12 protein-coding genes are annotated in these 16,212 nt (G+C 69.9%); 4 read left to right on the forward strand and 8 right to left on the reverse strand.

All coding sequences use genetic code 11. The annotated features are described in order from the left end of the window. Positions 1-135 precede the first annotated feature (135 nt). The gene (locus WME89_RS35160) at positions 136-1,773 is read left to right on the forward strand and encodes a M20 family peptidase (protein WP_438004013.1); all 1,638 of its coding nucleotides are present in this window, start codon (positions 136-138) and stop codon (positions 1,771-1,773) included. 27 nt (positions 1,774-1,800) lie between these two features. On the opposite strand, the gene WME89_RS35165 is transcribed toward WME89_RS35160, so the two are convergent. The 7 genes from WME89_RS35165 to WME89_RS35195 all read right to left on the reverse strand — a co-directional run bounded on the left by WME89_RS35165 (position 1,801) and on the right by WME89_RS35195 (position 10,321). Beyond that, positions 1,801-2,298 carry a hypothetical protein gene (locus WME89_RS35165; RefSeq protein ID WP_438004014.1) on the reverse strand — a complete coding sequence of 166 codons (498 nt, stop codon included), beginning with the start codon at positions 2,296-2,298 and terminating at the stop codon, positions 1,801-1,803. A gap of 105 nt (positions 2,299-2,403) precedes the next feature. Beyond that, positions 2,404-2,859 carry a hypothetical protein gene (locus WME89_RS35170; RefSeq protein ID WP_438004015.1) on the reverse strand — a complete coding sequence of 152 codons (456 nt, stop codon included), beginning with the start codon at positions 2,857-2,859 and terminating at the stop codon, positions 2,404-2,406. Positions 2,860-2,953: 94 nt separating this feature from the next. After that, entirely contained in the window at positions 2,954-4,006 is a 1,053-nt protein-coding gene (locus WME89_RS35175) for a fatty acid desaturase family protein (protein WP_438004016.1), read from the reverse strand. A 363-nt stretch (positions 4,007-4,369) separates the two neighbouring features. After that, positions 4,370-6,217, reverse strand: a complete 1,848-nt coding sequence (locus tag WME89_RS35180) for an aspartate aminotransferase family protein (protein WP_438004017.1) — start codon at positions 6,215-6,217, stop codon at positions 4,370-4,372. A gap of 62 nt (positions 6,218-6,279) precedes the next feature. Beyond that, positions 6,280-6,966 (reverse strand): GNAT family N-acetyltransferase, encoded by a 687-nt coding sequence (locus WME89_RS35185; RefSeq protein WP_438004018.1) that lies wholly within the window; start codon positions 6,964-6,966, stop codon positions 6,280-6,282. Next, complete coding sequence (locus WME89_RS35190) at positions 6,963-8,078, reverse strand: fatty acid desaturase (protein WP_438004019.1); 1,116 nt, start codon at positions 8,076-8,078, stop codon at positions 6,963-6,965. The genes WME89_RS35185 and WME89_RS35190 overlap by 4 nt, the downstream gene beginning before the upstream one ends. A gap of 1,307 nt (positions 8,079-9,385) precedes the next feature. Continuing rightward, the gene (locus tag WME89_RS35195) at positions 9,386-10,321 is read right to left on the reverse strand and encodes a LysR family transcriptional regulator (protein WP_438004020.1); all 936 of its coding nucleotides are present in this window, start codon (positions 10,319-10,321) and stop codon (positions 9,386-9,388) included. Positions 10,322-10,513: 192 nt separating this feature from the next. On the opposite strand from WME89_RS35195, the gene WME89_RS35200 reads away from it, so the two are divergent. The 3 genes from WME89_RS35200 (at position 10,514) to WME89_RS35210 (ending at position 13,123) form a co-directional block, all read left to right on the forward strand. Then, complete coding sequence (locus tag WME89_RS35200) at positions 10,514-10,969, forward strand: DoxX family protein (protein ID WP_438004021.1); 456 nt, start codon at positions 10,514-10,516, stop codon at positions 10,967-10,969. 280 nt (positions 10,970-11,249) lie between these two features. Further along, positions 11,250-12,419, forward strand: coding sequence for an FIST signal transduction protein (locus WME89_RS35205; RefSeq protein ID WP_438004022.1), 1,170 nt, complete (start codon positions 11,250-11,252; stop codon positions 12,417-12,419). 2 nt (positions 12,420-12,421) lie between these two features. Then, positions 12,422-13,123 (forward strand): STAS domain-containing protein, encoded by a 702-nt coding sequence (locus WME89_RS35210; protein WP_438004023.1) that lies wholly within the window; start codon positions 12,422-12,424, stop codon positions 13,121-13,123. Between the two features lie 192 nt (positions 13,124-13,315). Here WME89_RS35210 and WME89_RS35215 read toward each other — a convergent pair whose 3' ends face one another. Further along, positions 13,316-15,769: a substrate-binding domain-containing protein gene (locus WME89_RS35215; RefSeq protein ID WP_438004024.1), complete on the reverse strand. Its 2,454-nt coding sequence runs from the start codon at positions 15,767-15,769 to the stop codon at positions 13,316-13,318. Positions 15,770-16,212: the final 443 nt, after the last annotated feature.

The raw sequence follows: 16,212 nt of genomic DNA on the forward strand, positions 1-16,212 counted from the left end.
AATCCGACGCCGCTCGTGCTCGGCCCGACCCGAGGCCCTCGGGCGACGAGATGGCCGGCTGCTGTCTTCGTCCCCACATAACTCGCTCGCATTTGGGCCCTCGGATCGGCGACGATGCGCCGCATGAGCGAGGCGGTGAACAAGCATCAGAGTGGCGGCGGAGCACCGGATGAGGCCAGCTCCGCGGGCGGAGCGGGCGCTCGCAAGAGCGCGCCGTCCATCGAGGCGAGGGCCGAGAGGCCGCCGAAGCTCCGCGGCCTCGTGCGCCGTGTGCTCCGGTTCGTCGGCCTCGGCGTCGTCGCGCTGCTGCTCATCCTTGTCGTGAAGGCCCTCACGACCAAGAGCCGCCAGATCGGCGCCGAGACGGCCGAAGGCGTACCGATCGACGAGGCGAAGGCGGCCGAGCACCTCGCGCGCGCCATCACCTTCAAGACCATCTCCGAGCAGCCCGTGACCACGCTCGATGTGCAGACGGCGCCTCCGGCCGGCGGGGAATCGACCAGCGTCGACGCGTTCCTCGGCCTGCACAGGGCGCTGGAGGAGATGTTCCCGAAGACCCACCAGACGCTCACGCGCGAGGTCGTCGGCGGGCTCAGCCTGCTCTACACCTGGAAGGGCAAGGACGCCGGCAAGCCCCCGATCCTCCTCATGGCACATCAGGACGTCGTCCCCGTCGAGCCCGGCACCGAGGGCGGCTGGCAGAAGCCCCCGTTCGAGGGCACGATCGACGGTGGCTATGTGTGGGGCCGGGGAAGCATCGATTTCAAGAACGGGGTCGTCGGCATCCTGGAAGCGGTCGAGGCCCTGCTGAATCAGGGGCATTCGCCCTCCCGCACCGTGTACCTCGCCTTCGGTCACGACGAGGAGCTGGGCGGCCAGAAGGGGGCTTCCGCCATCGTCGATCTCCTCGCGTCGCGCAACATCCGCCTCGAGTACGCCCTCGATGAGGGCATGTTCCTGACCCAGGGCATCATCAAGGGCGTCGCGAGGCCCGTGGGCCTCGTCGGGCTCGCGGAGAAAGGCTATGTCAGCGTCGAGCTCGTCGTCGAGACCGAGGGAGGCCACTCCTCGGTCCCCCCGCGCCCGACCGGCGTGGGCATCCTCGCCAGGGCCATCGACCGCCTCGAGAGCAACCCGATCCCCGCCAGCCTCGATGGCCCGGCGCGGCTCCTCTTCGAGACCCTCGCCCCCGAGATGCCGCTCCTCCCGAACCGCCTCATCCTCTCCAATCTCTGGCTCCTCGAGCCCCTCGCGACGCTCTCGCTGGCCGGAAACCCTGCCACCGCGGCCATGATCCGCACGACCACGGCCCCGACCATGCTGGACGGCGGGATCAAGGACAACGTCTTGCCGAAGCGCGTCCGGGCCGTCGTCAACTTCCGCATTCGCCCCGGCGACAGCGTGGAGGCCGTCCTCGACCACGTCGCGCGCACCGTGGACGACCCGCGCGTCAAGGTGCAGATCCTCGGCGGGGGCAAGGGCAAGGAGCCCTCGCCCGTCAGCAGCGTCACGGGCTTCGGTTACAGGTCCATCGAGAGGACCATCCGCCAGGTCTTCCCCGACGCCATCGTCGCGCCATCGCTCGTGCTCGGCGGCACCGACTCCGCCCACTACCAGCGCGTCGCCGACGGCGTGTACCGGTTCTGCCCGACGCGCCTGCTGGACGAGGACCGCGCGCGCTTCCACGGGACCAACGAGCGGATCTCCGTCAAGAACTTCGCCGAGGTCGCGCGCTTCTACGCGCAGCTCATCAAGAACGCCGACGCGCCCTGAGCGCGGTGCGCCCCGCCGTCGCGCGCCTCAGGGCGCGCCGGCCTCGCCGTAGCTGTAGCGGTCGGGGAGGGTCAGCCCGGGCCGTTCATCGTCCCAGGCCATGGAGCTCATCCTCCAGCCGGCCGGCGTCCTGATGAACTGGGTCGAGATGACGCCCCTCCCCTCGAACGCCTTCCCCTTCAGCTTCCCGCGCTTCTCGTACGTCGAGAGCCGGTGCGCGATGTTCCCGAACACCTCGGTGATCGCGGCGCGCTCGACCTCTCGGAAGGAGGTCAAGTCCCCCGCATCCACGAGCTTCTGGCGGGACTCGATGAACGCGCTGACGCCGGAGATCTCGGGCGAGTCAGAGCTGTTCTTGATGAGCTTCCCCTCCTCGATGAACAGCTCGTGGATGCTCTTGTAGTTCGGCTTCGCTCCTTCCTCGAAGGAGACGCTCCGGAAGAAGTCGCTTACCATCCGTTCGAATTCGGGATGCTGCTCGGGGTGCGCCGCGGTGCTCTCGGCGCGCTGATTCGGAAGCGTCATCGCACTCTCCGTTCGTGTCGATCCGCAGGATAGCGGCATCAGCGCTACCCCGAACGCCATGACCCGGGCAAGAGATCGGCTCGTCATCGCGCTCCTTTACCCGCCTCAGGACCCGGGCGCCACCTTGTGAGCGGGCGGCTCCACAAACCCCCGAGCGTCGACGGCAGGCGCGGGCGCGGGCGCCTCCTGCGGCCCACGGCTCCTCTTGAGCACGTAGGCGATGCAGAAGAGCAGGCCTATCGAGGCCGACGGGGTGATCGTCTTCAGGATGTTGGGCGTGCCGGACAGCCAGTGCACCGTCATGAACAGCGCGACCATCGCGGCGTGCGGACCGGTCGCCGCGAACACCAGGTTCGGGGTGCTCCTGCTCCTCCTCAGCACGAGCTCGATCGCCAGTGTGAGGAACGACGTGGAGCAGAAGCTCAGCGCGAACTGCGCAGAGGCCGCTCGAGCCACATGAGGGAGAGGGTGGCCCCAGTTGGCATACACCGCCCAGAGCCCGTATACCGTGCCCGCCAGGACGCCCATGAAGAAGGGCGTTCGGTGTCTCTTCAGGCTCATGTCACGATCCTTCCGATGTCTTGATCTCGAAGAGGGTGTCCGCGCCCGCGCGACGAGCCCGCCGCCGGCTCGTCCGAGCGGCCGCCGGGCGCGCCTACGCGCACGTCGGCCGCTTCGCGCTGAAGCTGGGCGCCGGCGCGCTCGACGGCGGCGTCGACGCCTCGAGGCCGCCCGCGTCGATGGGGTCCGAGGGGAGGACCTCCCGGGAGAAGACCGTCCGCAGGAACGACCAGTAGCTCCGGTTGAAGAACTGGATGTCGTGCCTGAGCGTCGTGTGCACGCGCGGGAGCTTGTCGATGGCGACGCGCGGATAGAGATGGTGCTCGACGTGGAAGTTGTTCCCGTTCGTGAACCAGAACGACAGCCAGCTGCCCTGGATGGTCCGCGTGTTGACGAGCACGCTCCGCTTGCTCAGGTCGCAGCCGAAGTGCTCCGGCAGCTCGACCCAGAAGTGGACCGGCTCGGCGACCAGGAGCAGCGGGAGGACCCAGAGGCGGAGGGCGAGATCGCTGCGGGTGACGGCGGTGAACGCGATCGCGCCGACGATGACCGCGAGCATCGCGAGATACTCGAGGCGGATCGCCCGGCTCTCCTGGCTGTTCGCCGCGCCGTCCGGCGTCTTGCCCGCCAGCGCGCCGAGGATGTTCCTCCCGACGTTCAGGTACCGACCCAGCGAGAAGGACCGGGCGAGCACCACGAGGGGGTGCTTGCCCTTGACATTGCCGTAGTTGAAGAACTCCTTGTTGGCCGGCGTCCCCAGATTCCGATGATGCGCTAGGTGCAGAGATTTGTAGTGCGAGTGTGATACGAGCATGGGCAGGGCGCACAGGAAGCCCGCCACGCGGTTGGCGGTGCGATTCCGGAAGCCGGTGCCGTGGAGGAACTGGTGCGTGAGCTCCACCCCGTGCGCGAACATCGCGCCGACGAGCAGCGTTCCGAGGACGCTCCCGGCGATGTGCCCCGAGAGGATCCCGGCGTAGCCGGCCGAAAGGAGCAGCAGGAAGACCGCCAGCTTCGTCGCCATCACCCATGGATCGACGCGGAGCAGCTCCTTGTCGATGGGCCTCGCGTGGCCCCGTGAGGCGACCCCAGCTTGCTTGGGGGCTTCATCCAGGCTCGAAGAATCGATGTCATTTTCGATGATCAAGGGAGTCTCCGTTATTGAAAATCTGTTGCGCCACGGCCCACTCTTCAGGTCTTCGCCAGCACCTGCTCCGGGCCGCGGCCGTCTGCAAAAAGCGACCGTCCAACCTGCCCGGCGAGCGCCGCTCGAGGCGGTCGGATGGCAGGGCTGTCCCAACATCCTCGAGAGAGGAAGTCAGCTCTGGATCACCCGTTCAGCCCACGGCCAACCGGACTTATGTACCTCTCGAGCCACGGCGGATGGACCGCCGCGACCAGGGCGCCGGAGCGGCGCCCTCCATCACCCGGAGCGCGCGTCGTGTCGACGCGCGCCCGGCCCACACCGAGGCGCGGGGGGCCGCCCCCGGCGCTCGTCGCAGCTCCCGCGTCAGACCTGTCGATGCTGGAGCGAGCCGACCCTGCGCCCGATCTCCATCAGGCGCGACAGGAACGCCCCCACCTCTCCGTCCGTGAGATCTGCGAGAGAGGGCTCTGCCTTCCTGAAGCCCTCCATGCTCATTCGACTGTCCATCAGGCCGGGCGACGCTCCCGGCGGGCCGTCCTTCGGAGAATCACCTCGCGCAGGCCGGAAGTCTCTGACCTCGGCGCGCGGGACTGGACGTGTGGAGTTTGTCAGCGGGAAGATCAGGTGAAAGATATCCTCGTGCCGCAGTATGTCACAAAGCCGCCGCAGCGCGACCTCGATGGACTCGATGGCCCGGTCGTCCAGGTTGATCGACGGATGGAACCGGAGGAGGTTGGTCGCGCTCCCCGTGGGCGCGATCCGGATCTGATGGGCCTTCAGCAGGTAGCCCGAGAGCAGGTAACCGAAGAGCTTGAACTGGGCCAGGGTTCGCAAGAGCGGCGAGCCCGACGTGAGCGGCGGAAAGAACTCCAGCGCGAGAAACAACCCTCGCCCGCGGACCTCCTTCGTGAGATCGGGATACGACGCGTGGACCCTCTCGAGCGCCGCCCGCAGCCGCCGCCCCGTGGCCTCGATCTGCTTGTAGGTCGCGCCGCTGTTCTCTTCCAGGATCTCCAGGGCGGTGCGCGCAGCGCGACACGACAGGTCGTCCTCAGCGAACGTCGAGCTGTGGTGCAGGGCGAAGTCGTGCTGGTACAGCGACGCGCGGAACATGACCGCGGTGATCTTCGCGACGCCGCCGCCGAGCGACTTCCCGAGGACGTAGTAGTCCCCCTTGAGGCCGATGCAGCTGGCCGCGAAGAAGCGGCCGGTGCGGCCCATGCCGCTCTGGATCTCGTCGAGGATGAGCGGGCACCCCTGGTCGTCGCAGAACCGCCGCAGGGCCGCGCCGAACTCGGACGACACCTCGAGCACCCCCGCCTCGCCCTGGATGGGCTCGACCAGGACCCCGGCGACGGCGGACAGGCTGCGCTTGTAGAGGCGCACCGCCCCGTCCTCGACCTTGAGCCCGTAGAGGTCCAGGCTCTCCTCGCGCGAGAGCTCGGCCTTCAGCGCCTCGAGGGCCTCGAGGTCGTTCAGGGGAAGGAACCTCACGTTCAGGCCGAGGTTGCGGTAGGGCGGACGGGCCGCGTACGTGAGCTGGACGCTCGCCACCAGCCTGCCGTGGAACGCGTGCTCCAGGCCGACGAAGATCGGGCGCCTCGTCAGCTGTGCCTGGTTGTGCGCGAGCACGCGGCCCACGAGCTCCTCGAGGCTCCTCACGCGGCCGAACTTCGACGCGATCGACGCGTGCTCGAGCTGGCCCTCGGGCATGGAGACCTCCCCCGCCCGCGCCGCGCGCTGCATCTCCTCGAGCTCCGGGCGCAGCGCGTCCCACGCGGCGAGGAGCTTCGACATCCGGGTCACCTCTGCGTGCTTCATCGCGCACTCGATGGCCTCGGCCCCGCTGTTGGCGAAGTGCACGACGAAGCCCTCGTCGATCCCGGAGTCTCGACGAGCGACCTTCACCAGCGTCTCGGCGAGGAGCCCCGCCTCTCGCCGGATCGAGAGCTGCGCATGCACGACCATCCCGTCCGCGAGGGCCTCCCGCAGATCGGCGATCACCCGCGGATGGTTGTGCCCGAAGAGCAACGAGCCGTTGCCTCCGACCATGTCCAGGACCTCGACCTCCTTGCCGGACTGATCGCGCATGTAGACGTGATCCCCCTTCGCCCGGTGGTAGATCACGTCCAGGCCCATCGTCGCGAGGCTCTCCGCCAGCCGCGGTTTGACGAGCTGCCTGTACGCCAAGGAGTCACTGGAGTCGTTCATGTTCATTGGACCTTCCCGATGATGCTACCCAACCAGCGTGCCCCCTCGAAGCGACAGGCGGGTCACCGCGCGTCGGCGCTGAGCGTCGAAGGCGGCGCCCGGCGCGTATCGAGCTCGGCGAAGAAGAACTGCAGCAGCTTCCGCTGGCTCTCCGAGCCCTCGCGCCAGAGCTTGAACGCGGTCTCGATCGCCACCATCCCCACGACGCTCAGCGGGCTGCCCGCGAACCGCACGTCCTGGTAGGGCTCGCAGATCGGCTCGAAGCCCGCCTGGGTATAGAAGTGCTGGAAGTTCCCGTTCGCGTCGGCGAAGAAGTCGCCCAGGATGTGTGTCGCCTTGAGCGTGGTGATGCTGAAGATGAGCCCGTGGCGCATGAGCTGCATGCCCACCCCTTGCGAGCGGACCTCCGGCGCGCTCACGAGGTGGCCGAATTCGACCAGGCGAGCCCCCTTGGCGCGGTAATCGTTCAGGTTCACGGTCAGCTTCGCGGTCGACTCGCACGGCAGCCCGATCTCCGAGTCGCGGATGATCTTCACCGCCCCGATGGGGTCGGCGTCGTTGTAGGCGACGAAGTAGGTGCCGTACTGGTCGTACTTGTCGAACGTGTCCTTCGTGTCGTCGACCGAGTTCAGGCGCCCCTGATCGTCGACGTACACGCGGTCGCGCAGCGTGATCACGTCGCGCATGCCCGCTTCGGTGTTGATCTCGCGCACTGTGATTTCTTTGCCCGTGAGACGCGCAGAATTCATGATCTCTCCTCTGTTACCGCTGAACCGTTCAAGACCTTCGAGCTGCTCCCGTTGCGAGCCCGGTTCCCTCCCGTGAGAGCCGGCGCTGGCAGGTCAGAGATGGCGATGGGCCCGCGCAGCTGGCGAAGCGCCGACGCCACGAAGCCGCCATCATAGACGAGCCCCTCTTCGCGGGCCTTCGCCGGCAAGGCGCTCCAGGGCAGGCTGGGATAGCGATGGTGCAGCCCGTGGTGGTTGAAGTGGAGCACGATCCAGGACGGGCCGAGCTCGTGGTTGCGGGCGGGCTGCGGCGCCTCCGGGAGGTTGCGCGCCGTGCCGTAGTGGTAGGCGTCGTCGAAGAAGGACACGAGGAGCGCTCGACCCGACAGCGCCGCGAGCAGCACCCACACGTCGTGCCGGTAAAGATAGAACGACGCGCCGAGCAGGGCGAGGCACAGCGCGGCGTCGGTGCGCGCTTCCCCGAGGGTGCCCTGCTTCGAGAGATTGGACTTGATCCGCTTGCCCATCTCGCCGTCGCCGATCAGGTCCTTGATGACCCGGTCGCGCCGGCCCTGCGGCAGCCAGACGATGATGCACGCGAGGACCTCGCTCCAGTACCGCCCTGCCAGCACGGTGTAGTAGTGGTGGATCGCCGCCCTCGACCACGTTGTACGCGCCGGGTCGTAGGCCTCTGCGTAGTCCTCCACGCGATTGTACTTGTGGTGCAGGAGGTGGACGAGCTTGAGGACCGCGAACGGCGACCCGTGCAGGATGCTGAGCAGCCGCGACACCCGGTCGTTGGCGTCGCGGGCGGGGTAGAGCATGTTGTGGATCCCCTCGTGAATGAGCACCCAGGAGGGGTAGGCGAGGGCCACCGAGACGACCAGCGCGGCGATCGCCGCCGAGGGCTCGCGGATGAGGCCCAGGGGATAGAGCACCAGGAAGTACGCCTGGGAGACGCCGAAGATCGCCGCGAGCAGCAGGTTCAGCCGCGCGGGGATCAGAGCCTTGTAGGACCTCGACGCCGTGCTCGCCGCGCCAGGAACCGAGGCCGCCTGGACCTCCGCCGGCGCGTCCGACGGACGCTCGACGGACGCCAGCCGCGCCGATGCCACGAGCTCCGTCGCGCTCATAGGCCCTGGCCCACCGCCAGGAGGGCGCGCCCGGGCAGCCATCCCCTGCGAGCAATGAATCGCTCATGCGACTTCGCAAGTTTCATCTCGTAAAACCGCCTTTACGTCGTTTGGTTGAACCGCACCCGGGCGACCGCCGCGGCGAGCCGGCATCACGGCGGTCCTCGCTCGTGTGGCCCTCTCTCACGGAGCCCCACATCGGTCGTCGAGCTCGGCCAGGAACGACGCCACGGCCCTCTCTCTTCCGATGTCCTGCTGGCTGTACCGTCGCGCGTCGCGCGTCACGTCAGCAACGCATGTGCCAGTTACCCCGCCGCTCCCCCGGATCCCAGTCTCAAGGCGTCTGTTGCGAAGACTGACGAGGGACATAGCCCCAGCTTCGAACGACATGCCGCGCCGCAGCGCTCACGAGGGCCGCAATCTAGATCACTTTGAGATAATAACAAGGATCAAATCGTCGCCGCGCGTGTCGATGGGCGAATCGAGGAATCGTCGACGCGTATTGGAATATCGGCCCACCAGAGCATAGTATGTGGTGAACCGATCCAGCGATGTTAAGCAGTGTTAAGTTCTGTTCGTTTTCAGCGGGATGCGAATGTTCTACCCCTGCGCCGACGCCGTGTGCGTTTGAGGGGCGGTGTGAGTGCAGTCTGGCTCGAATCGTACCGTGTGTTGCGCGGCTGAGCCTGATTTGCTCGGATGGGCGTGCTGCGTGGCTGAAGAGTGGCGAGGTCGTGCCAAAGGCGGGGACCTCTCCTCTACTACTGATTACTGTTCCGGTGCTGATCCGGTGCTGATCCGGTGCTGATCCGGTGCTGATCCGGTGCTCATCTGGAGCTACCCGGCTCGTGTAAATCGATGAATCTGCTCGCTTCGGCCCGCCGTGCTCCACAGCGCCGCGCGGCGCCTCGGCCGCCGGGGTTTCCAGGAGATCAGCCCCTGAATGGCTCGGTCGGGGTGTGTGAACAGGTACGCCGTCGCGCCGGAGGCACGGCTTTGGCTAAAGGTGCGTGTAAAGGTGCGCGTAAAGGTGCGTGTAAAGGTGCGTGCCGGGGCCCTATCCCGGAGCGACCGCGGCAGGTGAGCAGGGCGCTTTCGAGCGCTCCGCTGTCGCGCATTGTCGGAGCGTGGGGCGCCGGCGGGTGATCGATCAGGCAGACAGGCGAATCACGAGATCATTGCGGCGGCATCGCAATGTTGCGACATCGTTTCGAGCTCGTATCGTGTGAGTTACGGCGGACCGCCGTGAGCGCCAGTTGAGCTATCCGACTCGCATGGGCCCCGCGGCTGGCCTACCAGCGCCCCGATCACGCCAGTCGCTTGACCCAGGCGATGATGAAGTCGCGAAACACGGCCACGTTCCGCGGCACGTGCCGCGCGCTCGGGTAGACGAGGTACGCCGTCCCGGCGCGCTGCGACCATTCGGGAAGCACGTGGACGAGGCGCCCGCTCGCGAGGTCGGGCGCGGCGAGGACGCGCGGGAGCGGGCCGATGCCTCCCCCCGCGCGGAGCGTCGCGCGGATGAGCTGGAAGTTGTCCGTCGCGATGCGCCCCGTCGCCATCGCGTCGCGCACCGATCGCGCGTCGTCGACAGGCCACTGGCCGCGACGGGTGCTGGGGAGGAACACGACGCGCTCGTGGTCGGCCAGCTCCTCCAGCGCGCGGGGCGTGCCGCGGCGCGCGAGGTACGAGGGCGCGGCGAAGAGCTGCACGTCGGAGTCGAACAGCTTGCGCGCGACGAGCGACGAGTCCAGGGGCCCGCGCGTCGCCCGGATCGCCATGTCGAAGCCCTCGCGCAGCAGATCCACATGGCGAGAGGAGAGGTCCACCTCGAGGGTCAGCAGCGGATACCGCGCCGCGAACTCGACCAGCATCTCCCCCAGGAACGACTCGCCGCCGTCCGGCGGCGCGCTGAGCCGGATCATCCCCTGAGGCTGGCCCTGGTAGGCGTCGAGCGCCTGCGCGGCGTCCCGGAGCCCCGCGATGTGCGGCGCCACGTCGCCGAAGAACCGACGTCCCGCGTCGGTCAGCGCGACGGCGCGCGGGGAACGCTGGAGCAGCCGCACCTTGAGGCCCTCCTCCAGGCGCGTCACCGCGCGGCTCACCGTCGACTTCGGGACCCCGAGCTGCGCGGCCGCGGCCGTGAACGAGCCGAGCTCCGCCACCTTGGCGAACGCGGCGATCTCGTCGAGCTGGGGCGCCCGGGGGGATTGCGCTCGGGCTGCCGCGCGGGGGACGGGCATGCGGGACCTCGACGGGGCTGGGGGTGGCTGGGGTCGGTCGATCGCGCCAGGCTGCGCCGGTCAGGTTGCCAGCGCGCAACGCTGCGTTGAACCGTTGCACAATAGCACCGACGCTCGCCCGCGCCCATACAGAGGTGGCGGGCGCGGCGGCGAAGAGGGCCGCGCGAGCCCGCCTCACCCAGCGAGGCTGTCATGATCAACGTCAAACGTATTGCCCCCGCCGCCGCCCGCACGCTTCAAGGGCTCGTGTTCTTCGTCTTCGGGCTCAACGGGTTCCTGAACTTCCTGCCGCACCCGCCGGCGCCGGAGGCCGCCGCCAGCTTCGCGGGCGCGCTCGCCGCGACCGGGTACATGTTCCCGCTGATCAAGGGGACCGAGGTCGTCGCCGGCGCGCTCCTGCTCTCGAACCGCTATGTCCCGCTCGCGCTGGCGCTCCTCGCGCCCATCATCGTGAACATCGTTGCCTTCCACACCTTCCTCGCGCCGGGCAACCCGGTCGCGTGGCTCATCCTCGCCCTCGAGATCTACCTCGCCTTCGTCTACCGCGCGGCGTTCCGCCCGATGCTCCGCGCCCGCGTCGATGCGGGCGCCGCGCAGGGCGCCAGCGACGCGCAGGGCAAGCTCAGGCCGGCCGAGGGCGCCGCCTGAGCCGCCTCCGCGGCGCGGCGGCGCGCGCCAGGGCGGCGCGCGCGCCGCACCGGAGCGCGCGCACGCAGAGCACGCAGAGCACGCAGAGCACGCAGAGCAGACGATACGAGACGAGGCGACGCGCCCGTGGCCGCGTTCCCCACAGCCCATCTCGCTTTGCGTGATCAGCGGCGATCGTGGGCTCGCCTGCTACCCACGATACACCTCTTGCGTCATGCGATGTCGCTTGCGTCGGATTCGCGAGGAGCGCTACCGTGGTCGGCTCCGAGGCGGAACAGGCATGATCGAAGCGACCACCGTATCCATCGTACACGATGACGCCCGGGAGGCAGGCAGGCTGGCCGCCCTGGAGCTCCTCGATCGGCTGCGGCGCTCTCCCGATCTGGTCATCCTCTTCGTCCCCGCCGGCCTCGACGGCAAGCAGGTGCTCGAGGGGCTGTGGAGCCGGCTCCCGGCGGGCACCCAGCTCGCCGGGTGCTCGGCCGCCGGCGAGATCAACAGCGAAGAGGTGCTGAGCGGCTCGATCACCGCGATGGGGCTCTGCTCGCAAGACGTGGAGTTCAGGACCTTCAAGGTCGAGGGCGTCGGCGCGGACAGCCTCGAGGCCGGCAGGGCGCTCGGGGCGCAGGTGCGGGCGTTCGACCCGGCGCTGCTGCTCCTCTTCCCGGACGGGCTCCAGACCAACGCGACGCAGCTCCTCCAGGGGGTCCTGTCGATCCTGGGCCAGGGCTTCCCGGTCATCGGCGGGCTGGCCGCCGCGAGCGATGACACGACAAGCACGATCCAGTTCCACGACCGGGAGGCGCTCTCGGGCGCCGCGGTCGGGATCGGGCTGAGAGGCCGGGTCGAGCTCGTGACCCGCGCCCGCAGCGGCTGGACGCCGGCGGGCACGCCGCGCACCTGCACCCGGGTCGAGAACGGCACCACCGTCCTGGAGCTCGACGGGCGGCCCGCGCTCGGCCTGTACGAGGAGTACCTCGGCGAGCGCGCCAGGGAGATGCCCGGCGTGAGCATCGAGTTCCCCCTCGGCGTCATCAGCGGGTCGGCGCGCGGCGCCGACGCGATGCGGGAGGACCAGATCGTCGTCTGCCGCACCATCCGGGGAGTGGACCGGGAGCGCGGGGCGCTGTTCCTCGGGGCGGAGGTCGCCGAAGGAGCCCAGGTGCGCATGATGCGGGCCACCAAGGAGGACGTCATCAACGCGAGCAGCGCCGCGGGCGGGCTCGCGTGCGACGCGATGCCCGACCCCTCCCTCGCGCTCTTCTTCAACTGCGCGGCGAGGAAGCAGGTGCTCGGCTGGCGGTACCGGCAAGACGTCCAGGCGCTCTTCCGCCGGCTCGGGCCGGCCGTGCCCAAGATAGGCTTCTTCACCTACGGCGAGATCTGCCCCGTCGACGGGCTGTCGCTTTACCACGAGGTGACGTTCACCGTCGCGCTGCTGCGAGCCTGATCATGCCCTGTGAACACTGCCCGCTCGAGCGCGCCGAGGGCGCGCCGCCGGTACCGCTCGCCACCTTCCTGGACAGGCTCACGACGTGCGACGGCTGCCCCCGGCTCGCCGCGGAGGAGGCGACGCCGCTCGTGCGCCTGCTCGCCGACAGGCACAGGGAGGCGGCGCGCGCCATCCGCGGGCTCGAGAACGAGGTCCGCAAGCTGAAGCGGGAGCTCAAGGAGGCGGCGTCCGCGGCCGAGGAGTACGAGGGGCGGCTCGCGACGCTGGAGCACTTCCAGAAGCGGAGCTCGCAGGAGGTCGAGGAGGAGCTGCGCGCGCAGCTCGAGCTCGTGCGGCAGCAAGGCGCGGAGATGCAGGCCATGTCCACGCCGATCATCCGGGTCTGGGAGGGGGTGCTGGTGCTCCCGATCATCGGCTCGGTCGACAGCGCGCGCGCGGCCAGCATGATGGAGCGCCTCCTCGAGGAGGTCGCCTCGTCGGGGCCGGCCTATGCCATCGTCGATCTCACCGGGCTCGCCACCGCCGACGCGGCGACGGTGAACCACCTCGTCCGGATGAGCAGCGCGGTGCGGCTCCTCGGCGCCCGGGTGATCTTCACCGGGATCCAGCGCGGGGTAGCCCACGCCCTGGCGACGTCGGGCGAGCTCACCGCGGTGACGACGCTGGGCACCGTGAAGGAAGCGCTCCGCCGGATCGTGTGACGGCGGCCCGGCTCACGCGTCGCGCCGGGCCCGGCGCGCGACGAGGCAGGAACGCCGAGCCGATGAGCCGGGATCGGCCGCGTCGAGCGAGGGAGAGCGGCGCCGGGCGGACCGCCGCTCGCGCGATCGGCGCGTCCCGCCGCGGGTGCGCCGCCGGCGCGCCCGCCCCGCGCCCGCACGCCGCCGGCGCGCTCAGCCCTGGTACACGATGCGGCCCCCGGTCTTCGCCAGCGCGTAGCGGACGCCGCGCGCCAGGTCGACGTGCGTGGTCATCGCGCCGACGTCCACGCCCTCCGCGACCATCATCCGCGCCGCGCTCCCGGTCACGCCGACGAGCACCGCCTCGGCGCCGAGCAGCGCCGCCGCCTGCGCCGCGCGGACGAGCTGGTTCGCCGCCTCGGCGTCCATCACCGCCATCCCGGTGACGTCGATCAGCACGACCCGCGCGTCGTGCTCGTCGATCTCCCTCAGCAGCGACTCGATGAAGCGGCTGGAGCGCTGGGCGTCCATGGTGCCCACCACGGGCATCACGAGGATGCCGTCGGCGATCGGCACCACGGGGCTCGACAGCTCGTTGATCGTGCGGAGCATCGACTCCTGCTGCCGGTTGGCCCGCTCCAGCGCGTCGGTCCGCTCCGAGATCCGGCCGAACAGACGGGCGTTCTCGATGGCGACCGCCGCGGTGCCGGCGACGCGCTCGAGGAAGCACAGGTCCTCGCCCACGCAGGCGCCGCTGCGCTGGCTGCTCAGGACGATGGCGCCGACGACGCTGCCCCGGGCTCGCAAGGGCACGCCGACCAGCGTGCGCGCGCCGGCGTGGCCGCGGGACAGGGCGGCGTCCTCGGGCCCGCCGTGCTCGGCCGGGTCGATCACCAGCGGGCGGTCCGCGGCGATCACCCGGGCGAGCAGCGAGCGCGGCGACAGCGAGGCGCGCTCCTCGACGACGGCCTCCTCGCGCGCCGAGACGCCGATCAGCAGCACCTCGACCGGCCGGGCGCCGGCCGGGGCCCGGTCGACCCGCCGGCTCGCGACCCGGCGGGCCGTGTCGAGCGCCAGATGATCGCTCAGCGTCGTGGACCACGGCGTGTGCTCGAGGGTGACGCAGTCGACGCCCGTGTGGAGGATCCGCGAGGCCGGCAGCTCCGCGAGCGTGGGCTCGACGCCCCGGGTGATCATCCCGTGGATGATCTCGGTGGCGCGACGGCCCATGTCGTACTCGCGCTGGACGACCGTCGCGTGGATCACGCCCCGCCGGAGCAGGGCGACCGTGGCGTCGGCGAGATCGAACCCGACGATCTTGAGATCTCCCGCCCTGCCGAGCTCCCGCGCGGCGCGGCCCCAGGCCGGCCCGTTCACGCCCGCGACCCCGAAGGCGCCGGCGAGGTCCGGCCGCTCCCCGAGCGCCCGCCGGGCGTACTCCGTCGCGCGCGCCTGATCGTAGCCGCAGCCCTCGTCGGGCGGCAGCACGGCGATGTTCGACCCCGAGAGCGCCGCGCAGAAGCCCTCGACGCGCTCGCGGGTGTTGATCGCGTCCTGCGTGGGCCGCTGCGGCGCGACGAGCCCGCCGCCGGGGAGCAGCCGCCTCATCATCTCGCCCGCCAGCCTGCCCGCCGCCACGTTGTCCGTGCCGATGTAGAGCGGCGCGCGGCTGCCCGGGACCGGCGGCGTGTCGACCACGATCACGGGGATCCCCGCCGCCGCCGCCCGCCGGAACGCGTCCTCGGCGGCCTCGGGCGCGCCGGGAGCGATGATGATGCCGTCGACGCCCCGACGGATGCCGTCGTCGAGGATCTCCCGCTGGCAGCCCTCGCCGTGACCGGGGCCGACCCGGAAGTCGATGATGATCCCCAGGCTGCTCGCGGCGTCGACGGCGCCGTCGCGCAGGCTGTGGAAGTACGTCGTGGGGGTCGCCGCCGGCGCCCGGTACATGCGCGCCTCCAGCGCGTCTCGGGCCGTGGCGGCGAGGGCGGCGGGGGCCGCGTCGCCCTCGCGGCTCGCCTCCTCGAGCAGCCACAGCTCCACCGAGGACCACTGCGGGTCGATCTGCACGCTCTTGATGCCCTGGGCGAGCGTCTCGATGAGGTTGTGCGGCCTGACCGTCGTGCCCACCACGCTCAGCACCTGCTCGAGCAGGCGGATCTCCTGCGCGGATCTCGCCTTCTCGTCATAGAGCCTGTTCCGCTCGAGCGCCGCGCCGGCGGTCTCCAGGAACACCTCGATCATCGCGCGGCGCTCGTCGCTCGGCGGCTCCAGGGTGGCCTGCTCCAGGGCGAGGTAGCCGACCGGCGCCCCGCGTAGCTGGATGGGCGCGACAAGCACACCAGCGCCGGCGGGCGCGGCGCTCCCGGGCGCGACCGCGGGAGGCAGGTGCTCTCCATACCACGCATGTGCACTGACGACGCACATTCCGCGCGCCGCCTCGGGCGCCGCGCTCGGAGCGCACGGGTCTCGCTCGCTGGCGAGCCCCGCATCGACAGGAAGGCTCAGCGTGCGTCGAGAGGGCGAGTCGAAGCCCTCGAGCGCCCTGTAGACGAGGCGGGGCCCCTCGCAGAGCAGCAGGCTACCGCGCGGCGACCGAGGAGCGATCGCCATGGCCCGCCGCACGATCTGCTGCAATGCCGCGAAGAGATCCGGTGCGTGGTGCATACAGAGCTTGCCAGAGCGGCCGTCACGACGCGCGACGAGACGACGCCGAACGTGCGACTCGCACGCTCGTGTCGACATGGCATCAAGCTACTTCCCGGACGCTTTGCAACGCAAGCGTTCCATGATGAGCATGAATGCTCGATCACATCCCCCTTCGCGCTCGCGTCCGGGGAGGCATGGGAGGCGATGCTCCGCCGGAGCGCCGTGACACAACGACTGTATCTGGGCCCTCGCTCGAGCGGCGTCGCAGAAGGCGCCAGGCGCGCAGGTTCACCCACTTCGCCCCTCCCCTGCGGGGTGTGGTTGTCTCCAGCGCACATCACGCCCCCCGGCAGCGAGACTCATCAAGCGGCGAAGTGTCTTCGTGGTATCATCCCGGACACACCGCCGGCCACCGCCGTGCTCCGGGGCTCGACCGCATCGAGCAGCACCGGAGCACGGCC

The organism is Sorangium sp. So ce321 (assembly GCF_051530195.1).
Taxonomy (GTDB): domain Bacteria; phylum Myxococcota_A; class Polyangia; order Polyangiales; family Polyangiaceae; genus Sorangium.